The sequence below is a fragment of the Streptomyces sp. NPDC088157 genome (genome assembly GCF_044741545.1).
In the GTDB taxonomy this organism is placed as follows: Bacteria; Actinomycetota; Actinomycetes; order Streptomycetales; family Streptomycetaceae; genus Streptomyces.
Map to the genome: position 1 here is coordinate 1 of NZ_JBIUSU010000013.1, position 17,341 is coordinate 17,341.

Consider the following 17,341-nt stretch of genomic DNA (forward strand, 5'->3'; position numbering starts at 1 on the left):
TGCGAGCAGAACGCATCTGATGGTCCTTCCGTCACGACCGGGCAGCCGACACCTCGTCAGCTGACACGACCCGGCCCGACGTGATCCACCGTCAGCCGATCGTCGCCGCAGCACCACTCGGGGCGTTCACACGGGTGAAGCCGCTGGGGTCAGGCCACCGCCAGCCCGGTCTTCAGGACCCGGCGCAGCGCCGCCTCGGCATCCGCGTCGGGACCCGGCGACCGCCATACGACGAACCCGTCGGGGCGGACGAGTACGGCGCCCCCGCGTCCCGTGCCGTGGCGCTCCGCCCAGTCGACGTCGCCCTCCGGCACCAGGTCGGCCCCGGCGCCGGTGCCCACCCGGTACGACCTGAGCGGGAGGGTCAGCTTGTCGGCGAGGCGGGCGGCGGCCTCGTGCCATCCGTTGGGCTCACCGGCGTCGCTGAGCAGGACCAGGGACCGCTCGTAGAGGTCGAGGGTCGACAGCCGCCGGCCCCCCTGCCGGACCCAGAGGTGAGGCGCCCTGCTGCCGGGTGCTCCGGTCAGCTCGAGGCCCTCGGGCACGACCGGGACCTCGGGGTCGGCGCCGACGACGGCGCCCTTCGGGTAGCGGTAGCCGAGGGCCACGTTGAGGATGCCCCGCTGGGGACCGCCGCCGCCCGCTGCGGGCGGCGCGGCGAATCCGGGGTGGCTGTGCTCGGCCGACCGGACGGCGGCCCGCGCGCTGGTGGCCTCGGCGACCGGGCGGCGCTCGGCGTCGTAGGTGTCCAGCAGCCCCTCCCCCGCCCAGCCGTCGATCACCGCGGCGAGCTTCCAGGCGAGGTTGTGCGCGTCCTGGATACCGGTGTTGGAACCGAAGGCCCCGGTCGGGGACATCTCGTGGGCCGAGTCACCGGCCAGGAACACCCGTCCCGACCGGTAGCTGCGGGCGACCCGCTGAGCCGCGTGCCAGGGCGCCTTGCCGGTGATCTCCACGTCGAGGTCGGCTACCCCGACCGCCCGCCGGATGTGCTCGACGCACCGCTCGTCGGTGAACTCCTCCAGGGTTTCCCCGTGTTCGGGGTGCCAGGGGGCGTGGAAGACCCAGTTCTCGCGGTTGTCCACCGGCAGCAGGGCGCCGTCGGCTTCCGGGCTGGTCAGGTAGCAGACGATGAAGCGGCGGTCGCCCACGACGTCGGCGAGCCGGCGGGAGCGGAAGGTGAGGCTGACGTTGTGGAACAGGTCGCCGGGTCCGCTCTGGCCGATGCCGAGCTGCTCACGGACGGGACTGCGGGGGCCGTCGGCGGCGACCAGGTAGTCCGCGCGGATGGTGGTGTGCTCACCCGTCTCACGGCTCTTGACCACCACGGTGACGCCGGTGGCGTCGCTGTCGAACGACATCATCTCGGTGTGGAAGCGCAGGTCGCCGCCGTGCCTCCTGGCGTGGTCGAGGAGAACCGGCTCGAGGTCGTTCTGGCTGCACAGGCACCAGGAGCTGGGGCTGAAGCGGGCCAGTCCGCCGCCCGGGTCGATGTCCCTGAACAGCCACTCGCCCGCGTCGCCGACCAGGGTGGGCGCCTGGAGGATGCCGTGGTTGTCGGCCAGGGTGGCGGCGGCCTCCTGGATCGCCTTCTCGACACCCGCCACCCGGAACAGCTCCATCGTGCGGACGTTGTTGCCGCGGCCCCGCGGGTGGATGGAGGTGCCGGAGTGGCGCTCCACCAGTACGTGCGGTACCCCCAGCCGTCCCAGGAACAGCGAGGTCGCCAGGCCGACCAGGGAGCCGCCGACGATGAGGACCGGGACCCTGATGGTGTGGGGTCCGCTCTCTTCGGCTCTTCTGTTCATCACTCTCGCCTCCAGCGCGTCGATTCCGCCGACCCGGCCGGATGCGGCGGAGATCCTCATGCATGCCCCGTGAAGGTGACGGCGGCTCAGGCTTCACCCGCCTGCGTCGCGGTGCCGACGGGCCCGTCCCGGGCCCATGGCCGCAGGACGGAACCCGTGGAAACCCTGAGCACGGGCCGCGGCTCGGCTAGATTCGGTGTCCTGTTCAGGGCGAACTGACTTACGACGAACATCACTTCGGGAGCTACGTGTCCGACCACCTGCCGCCCCCACCGAACTCCGCGGACTCCGCGGCGGCCGAGGCCGCCGCGCTCCGGCAGACCGGGGCCGCACCACTGCGGGTCGGCGACCCGGCCCGCGTCGGCCCCTTCGTGCCGGTGGCGCTGCTCGGCAGCGGCGGGATGGGGCGGGTCTATCTGGCACGGGCCGCCGACGACGGTCCCGGGCTGTTCGCCGTGAAGGTGATCCGGCCGGAGTACGCCGAGGACGTCCGGTTCCAGCGCCGGTTCGTGCACGAGGCCCATGTGCACGCCCGGCTCGGTCCGCCGCACGCGCCGAGGTTATGCGGCACCGGCTGGGACGACCAACTGCTGTGGATGGCCACCGAGTACATACCGGGGCTCGACCTGGCCGACGTGGTACGCGAGGACGGGGCCCTGTCGACGGTCACCGTGTGGCGGCTGGTGGAGGAGCTGGGGCGGGCGCTCACCGCCCTCGCCGCCGCGGAGATCGTGCACCGGGACCTGAAGCCGTCCAACGTGCTGTTGTCGCTCCAGGGCGCTCATGTGATCGACTTCGGGATCTCGCAGGCCGCGGACGCCAGCGCGATCACCGGCACCGGCAACCGGGTCGGCACTCCGGCCTACATGTCACCGGAGTATCTGCGAACGGGCCACTGCGACACGGCCTCCGACGTCTTCTCGCTGGCCGGCACGCTGCTCTACGCGGCCACCGGACGGGCCCCGTTCGGCGACGGCACCGGCGTCGACGTGATGCACCGGGTGGCGTTCGAGGAGCCCAACCCGGAGGTCATGGGCTCGGTCTCGGCGGCCGACGCGGAGCTCGGGGCACTGCTGACGGCCTGCCTGGCCAAGGAGCCCGAACGGCGCCCCACCCCCGGTGAACTCATCGACACCGCCGGCCCGCGTGCCGGTACGCCCGGCTGGCCGGAGCCGCTGCACGGCAGGGTGCTGGCCCGGCAGCGGGCGTACGAGACACTGCACCGCCTCCCCGTCGAACGGGCGGCCCGGCTGCGCCCCTCGGACAACCGGGTGAGACCGGTGCCGCCCTCCCCGCCCGGGTGGAGCCCGGAGCAGGCGAGCCCGGCACCCGCCGGACCCGTGGCCGCGGCTCCCGCCGCCGAGGCGGCCTCGACGGCCCCCTCACGACCGGCGGCCGCCCGGCCCTGGGCGCGCCAGAAACGGGTTCTGGCCGTCGCCGCCGGTACGGCCCTGTGCGCGGTCGCCGCGGGCGTCTTCGTGTTCATGCGCGCCGACGGCTCCGTGGCCTCCGCCTCGCCACGGCCTGACCCCGTCACGCCGACGGTCGGCGCCGGGCCCGGCGCCACTTCGGCCACACCGGGCGCCTGGGACAAGGCCTCCGCGGCGGGCTCGGCCGACGGTCCCGCCGACGTCACCGACGACGAGGGCGCCCCGCCGCCCGCAACCGCCGTGTCCGCCTCCGCCTCCACTTCCCCGGGCGGATCGGAGGCCACCGTCTCCCCCGTCGGCGACACCAGTGCCTCCGCCGTGCCGAGCCAGTCCTCCGACGCCACACCGCCCACGTCGGCCGACCCGCCCTGGGTCACCGACTGCGCCTACTACGCGGGCAAGGCCCGCACCAGCCTGGGAGACAGCGGCAAGCGGGTACGGCAAGTGCAGTGCATGCTCGTCAAACGCGGTTACGACGTGGGCGCTTCCGGCGTGAGCGGCGACTTCGGCACGGACACGGAGACGGCGGTCGGCGGCTTCCAGAGCGTCAGAGGGCTGGCGGCCAACGGCATCGTCAACAAAGCCACCTGGGCGGCACTGCGCGACACCGTCTGACACCCCGGTCGTGGGGTGCGACGCCGTCGGTCCCCACACCCCTCCGGGTGAACGGGGACGGTTCGGCTCGGGCGGGCTCTCAGCGGCCGAGGTAGAAGCGGACGGTCGTGCCCTCGTCGCAGGTGTGCAGCCGCACCAGGTCGGCCACGTAGTGGACCAGCATCAGACCGCGGCCGCCGATCTGCCCGCGCGCCGGCGGCCTGCGGCCGGCCAGCGGATCGGACAGCCGGCCCGCGTCCCGGACCTCGCACACGACCTGGCCCGCCTGGGCCCAGACGGCGAGCGTTCCCCATCCGGCCCCGTGCACCACGCTGTTGGTCGTCAGCTCCGCCACCGCGAGTTCGGCGTCGTCCAGCCGCTGCCCCGCGAGGCCCAGCCGTTCGGCCTCCGCGACCGCGAAGGCGCGCGCCGCGTAGAGCTCGTCGGCGCCGAAGGAGAACACGGCGGCATCCGGCGCGGGGACCAGCACCTCGTTGTAGCGGGCGACGACGGAACGCCAGTCGTAGGCGTCGCTGACCCGCTCCCCGTCGCGGGCCACGACGGTCGGGTGGGTGAGCCTCGCGTCGGCCAGGACCTCCTCGTCCAAGCCCGCTTCGTCGTACGGGCACAGGATGGTCACCGGACGGCCCTCGAAGGCCGCGTTGATCAACGCCTCGTGCTGCGCGCACGCCGGGTACTCGACCGCGCTGCGGCCCGCCCAGATCGGCTCGCCGATGATCCGGACCCGCCCTCGCCGATGGGCGTCGGCGAACGCGCGTAGCACTCCGGGGATGATCCGGCCCGGGTTGCGGCCGGCCACGGTCATGTCCAGCAGGTGAACCGCCTGGGCGTCCTGGCCGAGGCCGGCCCTGATCAGCTCCAGGTTGGGGCCGGGCACCGCCACCGCCACCGGCTCGCCGAGGTCCAGGCCCTCCTGCACGAAGGACACGGTGTGGTCCACGTACTCCTGTTCGGTGCGGTAGAACAGCGCGGGGTGCTCGAACGCCTCGTGGGTCGCCACCGTGTTCGTCACGGCGCCACCTCGATTCTGCCCAGGCCGGGCCAGAACAGGCCCAGTACGCGCGGTACCTGGGGTGGCGGATGCTCGACCACCATCCGTCCGCCGGGCAGCGCCAGTGCCGTGACGGCGAGCGCCGCGACCCCGGCCACGTCCACGAACCCCACCTCCGACAGTTCCACATAGGAAACATCGGAGTGCCGCCGCGCCAGACCCGCCAGGGCCTCTTCCCAGGGCGAACGAGTGTCCTCGCTGATCTCGCCCCTGGCACGAATGCCGGGCCTACCGGACAACGGGCCCACCTCCAGCACGGCCACGCCGTGCACCAGCCCGAAGCCCTCGACTCCGTGCGAGGCGTCCACCACCCGCGGCCTCCTTCGATCCCTGCCGGTCACCCGCCGCCGAACGACTCGGGGCAGTCCACAGGCAGCCTTCCACTCACCGCGAACAGCCTAACGCGACCCCTCGCACGACCGGTGCGCCACTCGGACGGACGCCGGTGGGCGACCAGGACGGCGGAGCCGTTCGCCCTCCGCACGACGCCTCCGCCCCCCGGCCCGGCGGCCGGTGGATCCCCGGAGCGGGACGTAGCCTGGCACGCACAGCGCGGCGAGACGGATCCGGACGACGGTAGAACCCTTGGTGACGTGATGTGTTGGAGTGCGACGGCCGACCTGGTGGCGGGCGCCGGGGTGGCGGCGGTCGGGGTGGCCTGTGTGACGCGGGTGCGCGGCAGCCGGGATCTTCCCCTCGCGGCGCTGCCGCTGCTGCTCGGGGCTCATCAGATCGTGGAGGCGGCCGTCTGGGACGCGGGCGGGGGCGATGGACCCGCCACCGTCCTCTGGGCCGTGATCGCGCTGCCGCTGGTGGCCGTGTGGGTACCGGCCGGCGTGTGGTGTGCCGCCCCGTCACCGGCCCGGCGAAGACTGGCGTTCCCCCTCGCGCTCGGCGTCGCCACCGCCGCGGCGCTCGCGTCCGGCATCGCCGACGGGCCGGTGACGGCCGAGATCCGCGGCCACACGGTCGGGTACTCGGTGGACCTCACTCACCCGACCGTGCTGGTCGCGGGTTACCTCCTGGCCACCGTCGGCTCGCTGCTGCTCTCCGGCGACCGGCGGCTGCTGGCTTTGGGGGTGGTGGCCGGCGTGGGCGCGTCGGCCTGCTTCGCGCTGTGGCGGCTCGAGTTCGTCTCGACCTGGTGCGCGTTCGCCGCGGTGTGCTCGGTGATGCTGCTCGACTGGGTACGCCGGCGCCCGGGCTCCGCACGACCGCGGCGGGGCCGGACGCGGAACTCCGACGCCGCCCGGTGAGCCTGCGGCACCGCGGTGGTACGGGTCAGCGCGTCCAGTAGGCGATGTTGCGGAAACGGGCCTCGACGCGGCCGGAACCGTGGTTGTAGACGCCGTTCTTGAAGTAGCGCGTGGCGGGGCCCCGGTCGGCGACCGTCAGGACCAGGGAGTCGTCGAAGTAGACCTTGACGGTCCCGGTCCCGCTGCTCGCCCGGTGGGCGATCTTGACGTTGAACCAGGTGTCGTACGCGTTCGTTCTGAGCACGGTGCCGTCGTAGCGCCGCACGGTGCCGCCGCCCGTGTCGTAGACGTTGAGCATGATGTCGGTGGCCGGGGTGCCCGAGGGGTGGACGCTGCGCAGGATCTGGACGAAGGACGCGCCGTCGGTGCCCGACGGAAGGTAGACGTCGGCGTCCCACATGCGGTCACCCGTTTGGTAGTCGACCTTCCAGCGCATCTCGGTGCGCGGGTCGGTGGAGCTGCCCTCCTCGAACGGCTCGTCGGTGTCGTACACCCACATGCGGTGGACGCCGCCGCTGTAACTGTGCCGGTCGGCGAGGCCGAGGTTCCAGGGCTTCTGCCAGCTGTACGCGAACGAGGTCTGTGTCCAGCCGTCGGTCGGATCGGCGGCCCGCGCCGCCGTCGCGGCACCGGCCGACGGAGCCGGCGGCAGGGTGAGCGCGGCGCCGCCGGCCAGCAGGCCGGCCCCTGCCCGTAAGACGGATCTCCTGTTCATCACGTGTTTCCCTCCGGTGGGGGATGGACTTCAGAGAGTCAGGAACATGCCAGCAGGCAATCTCAATACATCGGAGGAGTCAAGGGTCATGCTCCATTGACAGGCACACAGCACCTGCCTAAGTTCCCGATACACCCGATGTATCGATGACCCGTCAGTTCTGGAGGACGATGATGACCTCGCAGTCGGGGAAGCGCTCCCCCCTGCCCCGCAGAGCCGTGATCGGCACCGCGCTGGGTGGTGCGGCAGCCGCGGCCCTGCCCGGAACGGCCCACGCGGAAGAGTCCTTACCGGCGGTGCGGTCCGCCGACGCCGGTGCGGCGACGGCCGCCCGGCCAAGCCCGTGGAAGCTCCGCTCCGACATGACCACCGACCGCGCCTGGTCCGGATTCCTGCGCGCCCAGGACCTGCTGTGGACGAGGCTGCCCACCCGCTGGTACGAGGGTCCGTTCCTCGGTGACGGGCTGCTCGGCAGCATGATCTACCAGGAGCCGGGCGCCAACCGGATCCGCTTCACCGTCCAGCACGGCCGGGTCCAGGACCACCGGCCCGAGTTCGGCAGCGGCTGGGGCACCTGCCGCCTGCCCGTCGGACACCTCACGCTCGAACCGGTCGGCGCCATCACCGCCGTCGACTGGCGGCTGAGCCTGTGGAACGCCGAACTCACCGGCACCGTCACCACGACCGCCGGGACCCTCACCCTCTCCGCCCTCATCGAGGACGAGGTCCTGGCCACCCGCGTGACGGCCACCGGCGGCGAGAAGGCCGCCTGGACCTTCCACCCCGAGGAGGCCCTCAGCCCCCGCCGCATCCAGGAGGCGCCGCCCGCCGACTACACCGCCAACCCGCCCTGGACCACCAAGGTCGCCGCCGACGGCACGAAGCAGGTGCTCCAGCCCCTCACCGGCGGTGGCCTGACCGCCACCGCGTACCGCCGCACCGGCGACGAGCTGCTGCTCAGCGTCGGACACAGCTTCCCCTCCGACACCGCCGCCGAGTCCGACTCGCTGCGCAACCTGCGGCGCGCGTCCTCGTACGCGACCCTCAGGCGACGCCATACCGACTGGTGGCACGCGTTCTACCCGAAGAGCTTCGTCTCGTTCCCCGACCAGCGGCTGCAGAGTTTCCACTGGATCCAGCTCTACAAGGTCGCCTCCGCCAGCCGCGCCGGCGGCCCCGTCATGGCCACCTCGGGCCCCTGGCTGGAGCCGACGCCCTGGCCCGCGGTGTGGTGGAACCTCAACGTCCAGCTGGAGTACTGGCTCATCCACGGGTTCAACCACCCGGAACTCGACTCGCTCGCCACGACGCTGCGCCAGAACCAGGAACAGCTCACCGCCAACGTGCCCGCCGCCTTCCGCGCGGACAGCTCCGGCGTCGGCCGCAGTTCCGACATGTTCGCCAACCGGACCGTGGGCCGGCCCGGCACCGGCGCCGAGACCGGCGACCTGACCTGGGCGCTGCACAACGTGTGGCTGTCCTACCGGCATTCCATGGACAAGGCCCTGCTGCGCGACACGGTCTACCCGGTGCTGCGCCGGGCGATCAACTACTACCTGCACTTCCTCACGCCGGGCAGCGACGGCAAGCTCCATCTGCCGAGCACGCTCTCACCCGAGTACCCCGTCGTGCCGCCGCAGGACACCAACTACGACCTGGCCCTCATCCGCTGGGGCTGCCAGACCCTCCTCGAGTCCGCGGAACTCCTGGGGTTCGACGACGAGTTGGCCCCGCGCTGGCACGAGGTGCTGGCCAAGCTCACGCCGTACCCGGTGGACGGCAACGGCTTCATGATCGGCGCCGACACCCCGTACGCGCAGTCCCACCGGCACTACTCACACCTGCTGATGGTGTACCCGCTGTACCTCGTCAACTGGGACCAGCCCGAGAGCCGCGACCTGATCACGAAGTCCCTCGTCCACTGGCACGCGCTGACCGGCGCCCACCGGGGCTACAGCTACACCGGGGCCGCCTCGATGTACGCGATGTCCGGCGACGGCGAGACCGCGATCACGTATCTGCGGAAGTTCTTCGACCCCACCACCCGCTTCCCCTGCCAGGCCAACACGCACTACACCGAGGCCGGTCCGGTCATCGAGACGCCGCTGTCCGCCTCGCAGTCCCTGCACGACATGTTCTGCCAGAGCTGGAACGGCGTGATCCGCGTCTTCCCGGCCGTCCCGGCCTCCTGGGCGGACGTCACCCTGCACGACTTCCGCACCCAGGGCGCCTTCCTGGTCAGCGCCGTCCGCAAGGCGGGGGCGACCCGCTTCATCCGGATCAGGAGTCTGGCGGGCGAGCCGCTGAAGCTGCGGCACGGTCTGAGCGGCCGGCTCACCGTGCTCCTCGACGACGGCAGCCCCGCCCGCACCCGGGACCTGGGCGGCGGCGTGCTCTCCATCGACCTGCCCCGGGGCCGCGAGGTGCTGATCCACTCCGGCTCCCGCCCCGACCTCGTCATCGCGCCGGTGGCCGTCAGCGAACCGGGCGCGGCCTGGGGCCTGCCGTAACGACCGCCCGCCCGGATCCCGACAGGAAAGGCTCACATGGCTGTTCCGATCAGAACCGCGGTCGCCACGCTCTGCGCCGGGCTGGTGGCCACACTCCTCACGACCGTGCCCGCGCGGGCCGAGCAGGACCTCGGCTCCCCCGACCGCGTCTGGGCCGTCTCGGCGGCGGCCCACGCGCCCCGTGCGCGGATCTCCCTGGACGACACCACCGGCACGCTGAGCCTCGCCGTGTCCCGCGACGGCCGTACGGTCGTCGAGCCGTCGCCCGTCGGCATCGTCACCGAACGGGCCGACTTCTCCAAGGACCTGCGCTTCCTGCGCCGCAAGGACCGGCTGGTCGACGAGCGGTACCGGGCGAAGTCCGGCAAACGGCTGGACCGCCGGGTCCGTATGAACGAGACCCGGCTGTCGTTCGCCACCGCCGCCGGCGCCCGGCTCGACCTCGTCGTCCGCGCCTCCGCCGACGGCGTCGCCTACCGGTACGTCCTGCCCGCCGGACAGGGCGACGTGCTCGGCGAGACCTCCGCCTTCAACCTGCCGCCGGACGCGGGCGTGTGGCTCAGCACCTACCGGGTCGACAACGAGGGCCAGTTCGCCCAGTACACCGCGGCGACCGCGCCCACCAACGCCTACTCTCCGCAGGCGCTCTTCTCCACCCCCGGCGGCTACACCCTGCTGGCCGAGTCCGACCTCACCGGCAGCTACTCGGGGGCCCGGCTCGCCCACACCCAGGGCAGCGGCACCTACCGCATCCAGCTCGCCGACGAACGGGTCCGCACCGACGGCCCGCTCGCCACCTCCTGGCGGGCCATGGTGACCGGCGACCTCGCCACCGTCACCAGGTCCACCTTCACCGACGACCTCGCCCCCGCCTCCAAGGTCGCCGACCCGCGGTGGATCCGGCCCGGCACCGTGCTGTGGACCTGGCTCGCCGGCGGCCGAGCGGCCGGCCAGAGTCTCGCGGCCCAGAAGGCCTACGTCGACTACGCCGCCGAACGGGACTGGCCCTACGAGGCCGTCGACTCGGGGTGGTACTTCAAGAAGGACGAGTGGGACGTCACCGACCCCGACTGGCAGACCAACAGCTGGATGCCGGAACTCGTCGAGTACGCGCGGGCCAAGGGCGTCGGGATCATCGTCTGGATCCATCAGCGCGACCTCGACACACCCGGAGAACGCGCGCAGTGGCTGCCCACCCTGGAGCGGTGGGGCGTCAAGGGCGTCAAGATCGACTTCATGAACTCCGAGGCGCAGTCCATGCTCCGGTGGTACGACGCCATCCTCCCGGAGACCGCCGCCCACCACCTCCTGGTCGACTTCCACGGCTCCACGATCCCCAAGGGCATCCAGCGCACCTGGCCGCAGGTGATGACCCTGGAGGGAGTCGGCGGTGAGGAGAAGCGGACGAACACCGCCGCCCACCTCACCACCCTGCCGTTCACCCGCAATGTCATCGGCTCCATGGACTTCACCCCGGGAGCCTTCCAGCGCGTCGGCCTGCGGCCCAACTCCGACGCGGCCGAGGTCGGGCTGACCGTCGCCTACGAGTCGGGGCTCCAGATGTTCGCCGGCACACCCGAGTCGTACGAGGTACGGCCGCTCGCGCGGGCCTACCTCGACCAGGTGCCGGCGGCATGGGACGACACCCGGCTGCTGGCCGGACAACCCGGGCAGGAGGCGGTGCTCGCCCGCCGCAGCGGCGACCGCTGGTTCGTGGGCGGGGTGTACGCCGGCCCGGCCCGCACGGCCGGGGTGCCGCTGTCCCTCGGGCCGGGTCGCTGGCTGGTGGAGACGGTCGGGGACGGCGCCGACGGCCTCGTCCAGGACCGGCGGGTGCTGCGCGGCGGGGACACGCTCACCGTCGACGTCGTCGCCAACGGCGGTTTCGCCGCCCTCGCCTGCCCCTGGCGGCCGGGCGTCACCACCTGCTACCGCTGAGCGCTCCGCCCTCACCGGGCGGCCGGGCGGCGCGCGTTCGGGGCCCCGACCGCGCGCCGTGCCGGTGGTGGTGCGGCCTCGCGCTCGAACGGCCGTGTCGGTCCTCGTCCGGAGGGCGGCGTGCGGCGATCGGCGCGCCGAAGGGCGCGCTGCCCGAGGACCGGGACCCGGCTGTCCGGGACCCGGCTGTCCGGATCACGGTCCTCAGGTGACGGGCAGTCCGTAGGCCCGGTCGAAGTGCTGGGCCACGAGGTGTCCGGCCCCGTCGCAGGAGAGCTGCCAGTCGTTGACGCCGGTCTCCCGGCCGTCGGTGAAGTTCCACAGCAGACGGCCGGAGGCGGCGTCGATCGCGTAGAAGCCGTTCCGGTTCTCGAAGGCCGGCACGTGGACGGCGTGCGCCCCCACCGCGATCGGGTGGTCGACGTTGAGGCGGGGGGTCTCGCAGAACCAGCGCCGGGCGCCGGTCGCCGCGTTGAAGGCGTGGACGCCGTAGGGATCGGTGCCCGTGGCGTAGATCGTGTTGCCGCCCGCCCCGAGGGAGGCGAACATGCCGCGTTCCGCCTTCGCCTTCCAGCGGAGCTTTCCGGTGGCGAGGTCCAGGGCGATGAACTCGGAGCCGATGGCGAAGACGGTTGCGCCGAGCACCGCGAGACCCGGCCGCAGGTCGTAGCCCACCGGGTGCCGCCAGCGCAGGCCACCGCCGTCGCGGGTGCTGCGGACCGTGACATTGCGCAGTCCGTCGGCGTAGACGAAGTAGTCGGACGTGATGACGGGTTTGAGGGGGACGCCGACGTCCTCGGGGTCGATCGGTATGACGACGGCCCGGCGGGCCCTGAGGTCGACGCCGAAGACCGCGCTGGTGGAGGTCGCGACGCCCTGCTCCTCCGACCGGCGTTCCAGCCTGGCGCCGAGGACCGAGACGACGTGGCCGTCGTAGCCGCCGAGGAGTTGGTCGAACTGGAAGTCCTGGCCGAAGTCGAGGGTGAACTTCTCGGCGCCGCCTGCCAGGTCGACGCCGATCAGAGTCGCTCCGGTGCCGAGGGCGACCGCGGCGTCGTTGGCCAGCAGGACGGGGCTGGGCGAGAGGCTGATGCCCTCGTAGACCCATGCGGGCTGGGAGCCGTTCTTCAGGTCGAGGCAGATCATGTTGCCCGGGCGGGCCTTCATCAGGGCCGTGCCGTCGTTGAAGACGGCCGGGGTCTGGAGCAGCGGGCCGCCGCGGTAGACCCAGGTCGGCTCGGGGGCGGGGCCGGGCCGACGCGCCCGCTGCCCGCCGTTCCTTCCTCGGGCGACGAGGGCCGCGCCCCCGACGAGGGCCGCGCCCGCGGTCACGGCGAGGAGGGTGCGCCGGCCGACACGGGAACGCTCGGGGGCACGGCGGTGCGCGGGCGCGGCGGAACGTTCCGCCGCCGGTTCCGCCGATGCGGCCGCGGCCGCCGGGGGTCTCCGCTCCGGCGGCTCGGCGGTGGGCGGCGCTCCACCGGGAGCGCCGGCTCCACAGGCGTCTTCGGCTCCGCCGGCGGCGCGGTTGTCGGCGTCCGCGGCCGGGAGGACGCGGTCGGGATCCGCGGCACCGTCTCCACCGTCGGTCCCGTGCGACGACGGTCCCACCGGCGTCCGGCCCGACCCGTACCCGCCGGACGCGGTGGGCGCCTCGGCGGCGTCGGCCGCGGGCCGTGCGGGGGTCAGGGTCCGCGCGAGGCGGTCGAGGTCCGTCGCGGCCGCCCGGCGGTCGTCGACCATGGCGGCCACCCGCGCGGGCAGCCAGCCTTCCGTCAGGACCTGCTCGGCGCCGCCGGGCGCGCAGGCCGCGGAGAGCCGGTCGGGGCTGATGCGAAGGGCCGGGTCCTTGGCGTGACAGAGGCTGATGATCTTGTCCAGCGGCTCGGGCACCAGGGTCAGATCGGCCGAACCGTGGACCACCTGGTAGAGCAGGGCGGCCGCGGCGGCCCCGCTGAACGGCGCGTGTCCCGACGCCGCGAACGCGAGCACCGAGCCGAGGCAGAAGACGTCTCCCTCCGGTCCCACCGGATCGCCGGTGGCCTGTTCGGGACAGACGTAGTCGAGCGAGCCGAAGAGACCGCCGGAGCCGGTGAGCTGGTAGCCGTCCCGGGCCCGGACGATGCCGAAGTCGATGACGCGCGGACCGTCCGCGGCGAGCAGCACGTTGGACGGCTTGAGGTCGCGGTGCACCAGCCCCTCGGCGTGAACCGCGATCAGCGCCTCGGCGATGCCCGCGCCCAGCGCGAGGACCGTCTCCACCGGCAGCGGCCCGTGTGCGGCGACCGCCTCGGCCAGTGTGGGGCCGGGTACGTAGGCGGTGGCGAGCCATGGCGTCTCGTCGTCCGGCGCGGCGTCCACCACGGATGCCGTGTACACGCCGCCGACCGCCGCCGCGGCCGCCACCTCGCGCCGGAAACGGATCCGGAAGTTCTTGTCCTCGGCCATCTCGGGACGGATGACCTTGACCGCGACGGTGCGGCCGGCCGGCGAGGTGGCCAGATAGACCCGGCCCATCCCGCCTGCTCCGAGGCGGGCCACCGGACGGTAGGGCCCTAGCTGCTCGGGATCTTCTGGGTGCAGTGGTTGCATGCCCTCGGCCGCCTGTTCTCGGTGGTACGGGCGGGAGTCCCGCCCACGCCGCGGGGGAAGGCCCTGTGGGGGGTCTGGCAGCAGACTAGAGCCTGAAACGGCCCATGAGCGTGCTTGCCGGCAACCGTCGCCGCTCACCCGGACGAAGGCGTTCCGCCCTACTCATGCCCGGGAACACCGATTTGACGTGGCGTCAGAGATCGGGTGACACGTGCCCGCGCTGCGGGAACAGTGCGCAGGGAGCAACAGACGGGGAACAAGTGCAGGATGAAACCACCGGCCCCGCGGAAGACCTCCGATGTGCCGAAGGTCACCCCCACGCTCTGGCCGTTCCCGCTCGCGCTTCCGCTCACTCGCCCGTTTCGCAGGTGATCTCGTCCCGCGGGGTGTAGTGGGTGCGGAACGGCTCCCGTCGCACTTCCCTGCCGTCGTCGAGGAAGACCCGGTCGACGGTGACGTCGAAGCCCTCGAGCGGGGTCTGCGGCACGCACTTCTCGTCCGTGCTCACCTTGCGCTCCGGCTGTTTCACCTGGGTGCGGGGCCCGGTGACGGACTTGATCTCGTCGTACTTCCTGGTGCCGAGGAAGCTGACGGTCACCGAGGTGTCGGTGGCCTCGGCCTGGATGTAGAGGGCGTGCCCGGAGTCGTTGGCGAACTTCAGGTCGAGGCTGCCCCAGGCGACCGTCGCCTCACGGCCCTCCGGGTAGCGCTCGATGTAGAAGGAGTGGGCGCCGTACTCCACGGGCTTGACGCCGGCGAAGAACATCGCGTTGAACATGGTCGTGGCCACGGTGGAGACGCCGCCGCCGGGGGCCTTGGTGAACTCGCCGTCGAGGATCATGATGCCCTCGCCGAACCCGTTGGCCTCGGTGCGCTGCCCCACGGTCCGGTTGAAGCTCCAGGTTTCGCCGGGCATCACGACGGAGCCGTTGATGAGCCGCGCGGCCCGCCCGATGTTCTGCGTGCGGTAGGCGGCCGGTTCGAAGTGGACGGTGAAGGAGGACATCTTCTCCGTCAGTCCCAGCCGGGCGGCACTGGCGCGGGTCACCTCCGGCTGGGTCCGGTGCGCGGCCACCTCACCGGTGCGGGCTCCGCCGGAGCGGGTCAGCAGCGGCAGCACGGCCTTGCCCAGTTCCTTGCCCGTGACCTGTACGCCGGTCCGGGCGTCGTGGGCCACCACGACCCGGTCGCCGTCCAGCCGCAGTGCGGCGTTCTCGGGGCTGGTGGTGACGCCGGCCAGGGGGCGGGCCACCGAGGGGGCGGCGCGCAGTCCCTTGCCGTCCAGTTGCGGGACCAGCCTGCCGGCGTCGTCCGGCCGCATCGTCAGGTGCTCGCCGAGAACGGTCCGGCCGATGGTGAACCGCTTGCCGCCCGCGGTGAGCGTGACGGGCTCCGACACGGCCGGCCGCGCGAAGTCGCGCACCGCCCGCCGCACCTCGTCCGCCGTGACCTTCGGCTGCGTCTCGCGGGCGGGCAGGTCCGTGACCTCGCCCGTCTCGCCGCGCAGGAAGGAGGTGCGCAGGGTTTCGACGGCGGCATCCACGTCCAGCGTGTAACCACGCCGGGGCTCGACCTGCTCGACCCGGCCGTCCACGAAGCCGACGGCGCCCTCGCGGACCTTCTGGTCGAGTGTCTTCGCCAGCTTCCCCAGAGCGGCGCGGGCCTTGGTCCCGTCGAGGCGGACGACCGGCTCCTGATCGCCTCCCGAGCGGAAGAAGCCGCGGAGCACGCCCGCCGGGTCGGAGCCGTTGCGGGTCGCCCGGTCGACCGTGCGCTCGGCGTCGAAGGACAGTCCGGCCCGGCGCGGGTCGACGCTCGCGCTGCGGTCACCGACCCGCACGGTCAGCTCCCGTGAGCCGGCCGCCGTCAGCCGCTTGTCCAGCTTGTGGATGGCCTCCGTACGGCTGAGGCCCCCGATGTCCACACCGCGCACCGTCGTGCCCGACTCGATCTCACCGCCCGTGATCAGCAGCCCGGTCAGATACAGAGCGCCGACGCCGACGGTCAGCGCACCGCCCGCCAGGGCGAGGGGCGGCACGGAGGCTGTTCGAGAGCGCATGGGTCTCCTGGACGGACGATCGGTGGGTGGCGTGCCCCGACACGCGACACCGCATACAGGGCAAGCACCCCAAGTTACCCATAGCGCGTGATGAGCTCATATGTCCCAGAACACGTGTGTTCCGGATCACGTCGGGGCGTCCGGCCCGGAGCCGCTGTCGGCGACGACGCCGGACTGCGGGCCCGGTCGCCGGGCAGGCCCGCAGTCCGGCGACCGGGCCCGCGTCCGCCTCCACTCGCGGGATGCGGGCCACCGTCCCCCCGTGTTCCGCGGGAGGCGCGGCGCTCGACCCGCCACCACTCCCGGTCGAGGAACGCCGCGGCCACCGGCCAGGCCCGCGCCGCCTACCGCCGGATCGCGGCAGAGGCGCCGATCCCGCCGGTGAGGGTGTCGAGCAGGGGCCGTGCCCCGCCGCGCGCCCGCTCCAGCGGCCCCAGGGCGCCCTGCACGAGGTCCACCAGTGCCTGCCGGTCCCGGGCCAGGACGGGGAAGACCAGCAGGTCGGAGGCGCGCAGCAACGGCTCGTCGAGGCCCATGCGCTGGGCCACGTCCAGGGTGTTCAGGGCCTCCTCGTAGCTGTGCCCGATCCCCACCGGGCCCGTCCTCGGCCGGCCGATGGCGACCTGGGCCCGGCCGGTGGCCGCGCCGACGTGCCGGGCGAAGAGGGTGAGGACCTCGTCCTGGTCGGCGGGGGCGATGCACACCATCCGGCCGTCCTTGGTGGTGAACAGGATGCGCCGGTTCTCGAAGCGGCCGAACAGCTCGTCCGCCACCTGCCGGGGAACGGGGTCGGTCTCGTCGTACTTCTCCGGCCCCTCGGCCACCGCGACCGCGTGGGCGCGGGACAGCCGTAACCCGAACCGCTCGGAACGCGCGGCGAGTTGACCCGCGGCCCCGCGCCCGTGCAGCAGGTCGTCGATGAACTCGCGGCGGGCCGCCTCCTCTTTGCGGATCAGGAGCCGCTGCGCGCGCTCGTAGCCGTCGGCGAAGGCGTCCACGGCCTGTTCGACGACGGATCGACGACGGAGAGCACGCTGTCGGGATCGGCCGCTCGTGGACGGCCCTCCCGGCCGGCCGCGATATGCGCGCGGCCGAGGCCGCGCCAGCCGCGGCCCGCCTCGGCCGCCTGTGCGCCGAGCGCCCGGCGGGACTCGACCTCGTCGCGGGTCAGCCGGCGGCCCGTGCTCGCGGCGTCCGCCAGGGTGCGGTCGAATCCGTCGAGGAACGGGTCGGACGGGTGCTGGCCGCTCATCGTCTCCCTGCTCGCGTCGGGCGCCGTCGGACACTCGTTCCCTCCGAACAGTACGACGACGACCATGGAGTGCGCCGGACATCTCCGGTGCGGCTCGCACGCACCGGTCCTCAGC

Annotated in this window: 10 protein-coding genes and 1 pseudogene; 4 read left to right on the plus strand and 7 right to left on the minus strand. The window is 72.9% G+C overall.

Annotated features, from left to right (window positions below):
• Window positions 1-149: 149 nt before the first annotated feature.
• A complete protein-coding gene (locus ACIPFH_RS38600; protein WP_401834294.1) occupies window positions 150-1,808 on the minus strand; it encodes an FAD-dependent oxidoreductase in 1,659 nt (552 codons plus the stop codon).
• A gap of 248 nt (window positions 1,809-2,056) precedes the next feature.
• Here ACIPFH_RS38600 and ACIPFH_RS38605 point away from each other — a divergent pair, with 248 nt between their 5' ends.
• Entirely contained in the window at window positions 2,057-3,853 is a 1,797-nt protein-coding gene (locus ACIPFH_RS38605; RefSeq protein ID WP_401834027.1) for a protein kinase, read from the plus strand.
• 79 nt (window positions 3,854-3,932) lie between these two features.
• On the opposite strand, the gene ACIPFH_RS38610 is transcribed toward ACIPFH_RS38605, so the two are convergent.
• Window positions 3,933-4,865 carry an anti-sigma factor RsbA family regulatory protein gene (locus ACIPFH_RS38610; protein ID WP_401834028.1) on the minus strand — a complete coding sequence of 311 codons (933 nt, stop codon included), beginning with the start codon at window positions 4,863-4,865 and terminating at the stop codon, window positions 3,933-3,935.
• Window positions 4,862-5,215 (minus strand): STAS domain-containing protein, encoded by a 354-nt coding sequence (locus tag ACIPFH_RS38615; protein WP_401834031.1) that lies wholly within the window; start codon window positions 5,213-5,215, stop codon window positions 4,862-4,864. The genes ACIPFH_RS38610 and ACIPFH_RS38615 overlap by 4 nt, the downstream gene beginning before the upstream one ends.
• Window positions 5,216-5,500: 285 nt before the next feature.
• Here ACIPFH_RS38615 and ACIPFH_RS38620 point away from each other — a divergent pair, with 285 nt between their 5' ends.
• Entirely contained in the window at window positions 5,501-6,160 is a 660-nt protein-coding gene (locus ACIPFH_RS38620; RefSeq protein ID WP_401834296.1) for a DUF6629 family protein, read from the plus strand.
• A gap of 25 nt (window positions 6,161-6,185) precedes the next feature.
• Here ACIPFH_RS38620 and ACIPFH_RS38625 read toward each other — a convergent pair whose 3' ends face one another.
• Entirely contained in the window at window positions 6,186-6,875 is a 690-nt protein-coding gene (locus tag ACIPFH_RS38625) for a polysaccharide lyase family 7 protein (RefSeq protein ID WP_401834033.1), read from the minus strand.
• Window positions 6,876-7,048: 173 nt separating this feature from the next.
• Between ACIPFH_RS38625 and ACIPFH_RS38630 the strand changes: the two genes are divergently transcribed.
• Window positions 7,049-9,385 (plus strand): glycosyl hydrolase family 95 catalytic domain-containing protein, encoded by a 2,337-nt coding sequence (locus ACIPFH_RS38630; protein WP_401834299.1) that lies wholly within the window; start codon window positions 7,049-7,051, stop codon window positions 9,383-9,385.
• Window positions 9,386-9,421: 36 nt separating this feature from the next.
• Window positions 9,422-11,323 carry a glycoside hydrolase family 97 catalytic domain-containing protein gene (locus ACIPFH_RS38635; RefSeq protein ID WP_401834035.1) on the plus strand — a complete coding sequence of 634 codons (1,902 nt, stop codon included), beginning with the start codon at window positions 9,422-9,424 and terminating at the stop codon, window positions 11,321-11,323.
• A 204-nt stretch (window positions 11,324-11,527) separates the two neighbouring features.
• Here the strand turns inward: ACIPFH_RS38635 and ACIPFH_RS38640 are convergent, their stop codons facing one another.
• From ACIPFH_RS38640 to ACIPFH_RS38650, 3 genes and pseudogenes are all read right to left on the minus strand, one after another.
• Entirely contained in the window at window positions 11,528-13,864 is a 2,337-nt protein-coding gene (locus tag ACIPFH_RS38640; protein ID WP_401834036.1) for a PQQ-binding-like beta-propeller repeat protein, read from the minus strand.
• Window positions 13,865-14,264: 400 nt separating this feature from the next.
• The gene (locus tag ACIPFH_RS38645; protein ID WP_401834038.1) at window positions 14,265-15,974 is read right to left on the minus strand and encodes a VanW family protein; all 1,710 of its coding nucleotides are present in this window, start codon (window positions 15,972-15,974) and stop codon (window positions 14,265-14,267) included.
• A 350-nt stretch (window positions 15,975-16,324) separates the two neighbouring features.
• A pseudogene (locus ACIPFH_RS38650) lies at window positions 16,325-17,226 on the minus strand (PucR family transcriptional regulator); the annotation flags it as partial.
• Window positions 17,227-17,341 lie beyond the last annotated feature (115 nt).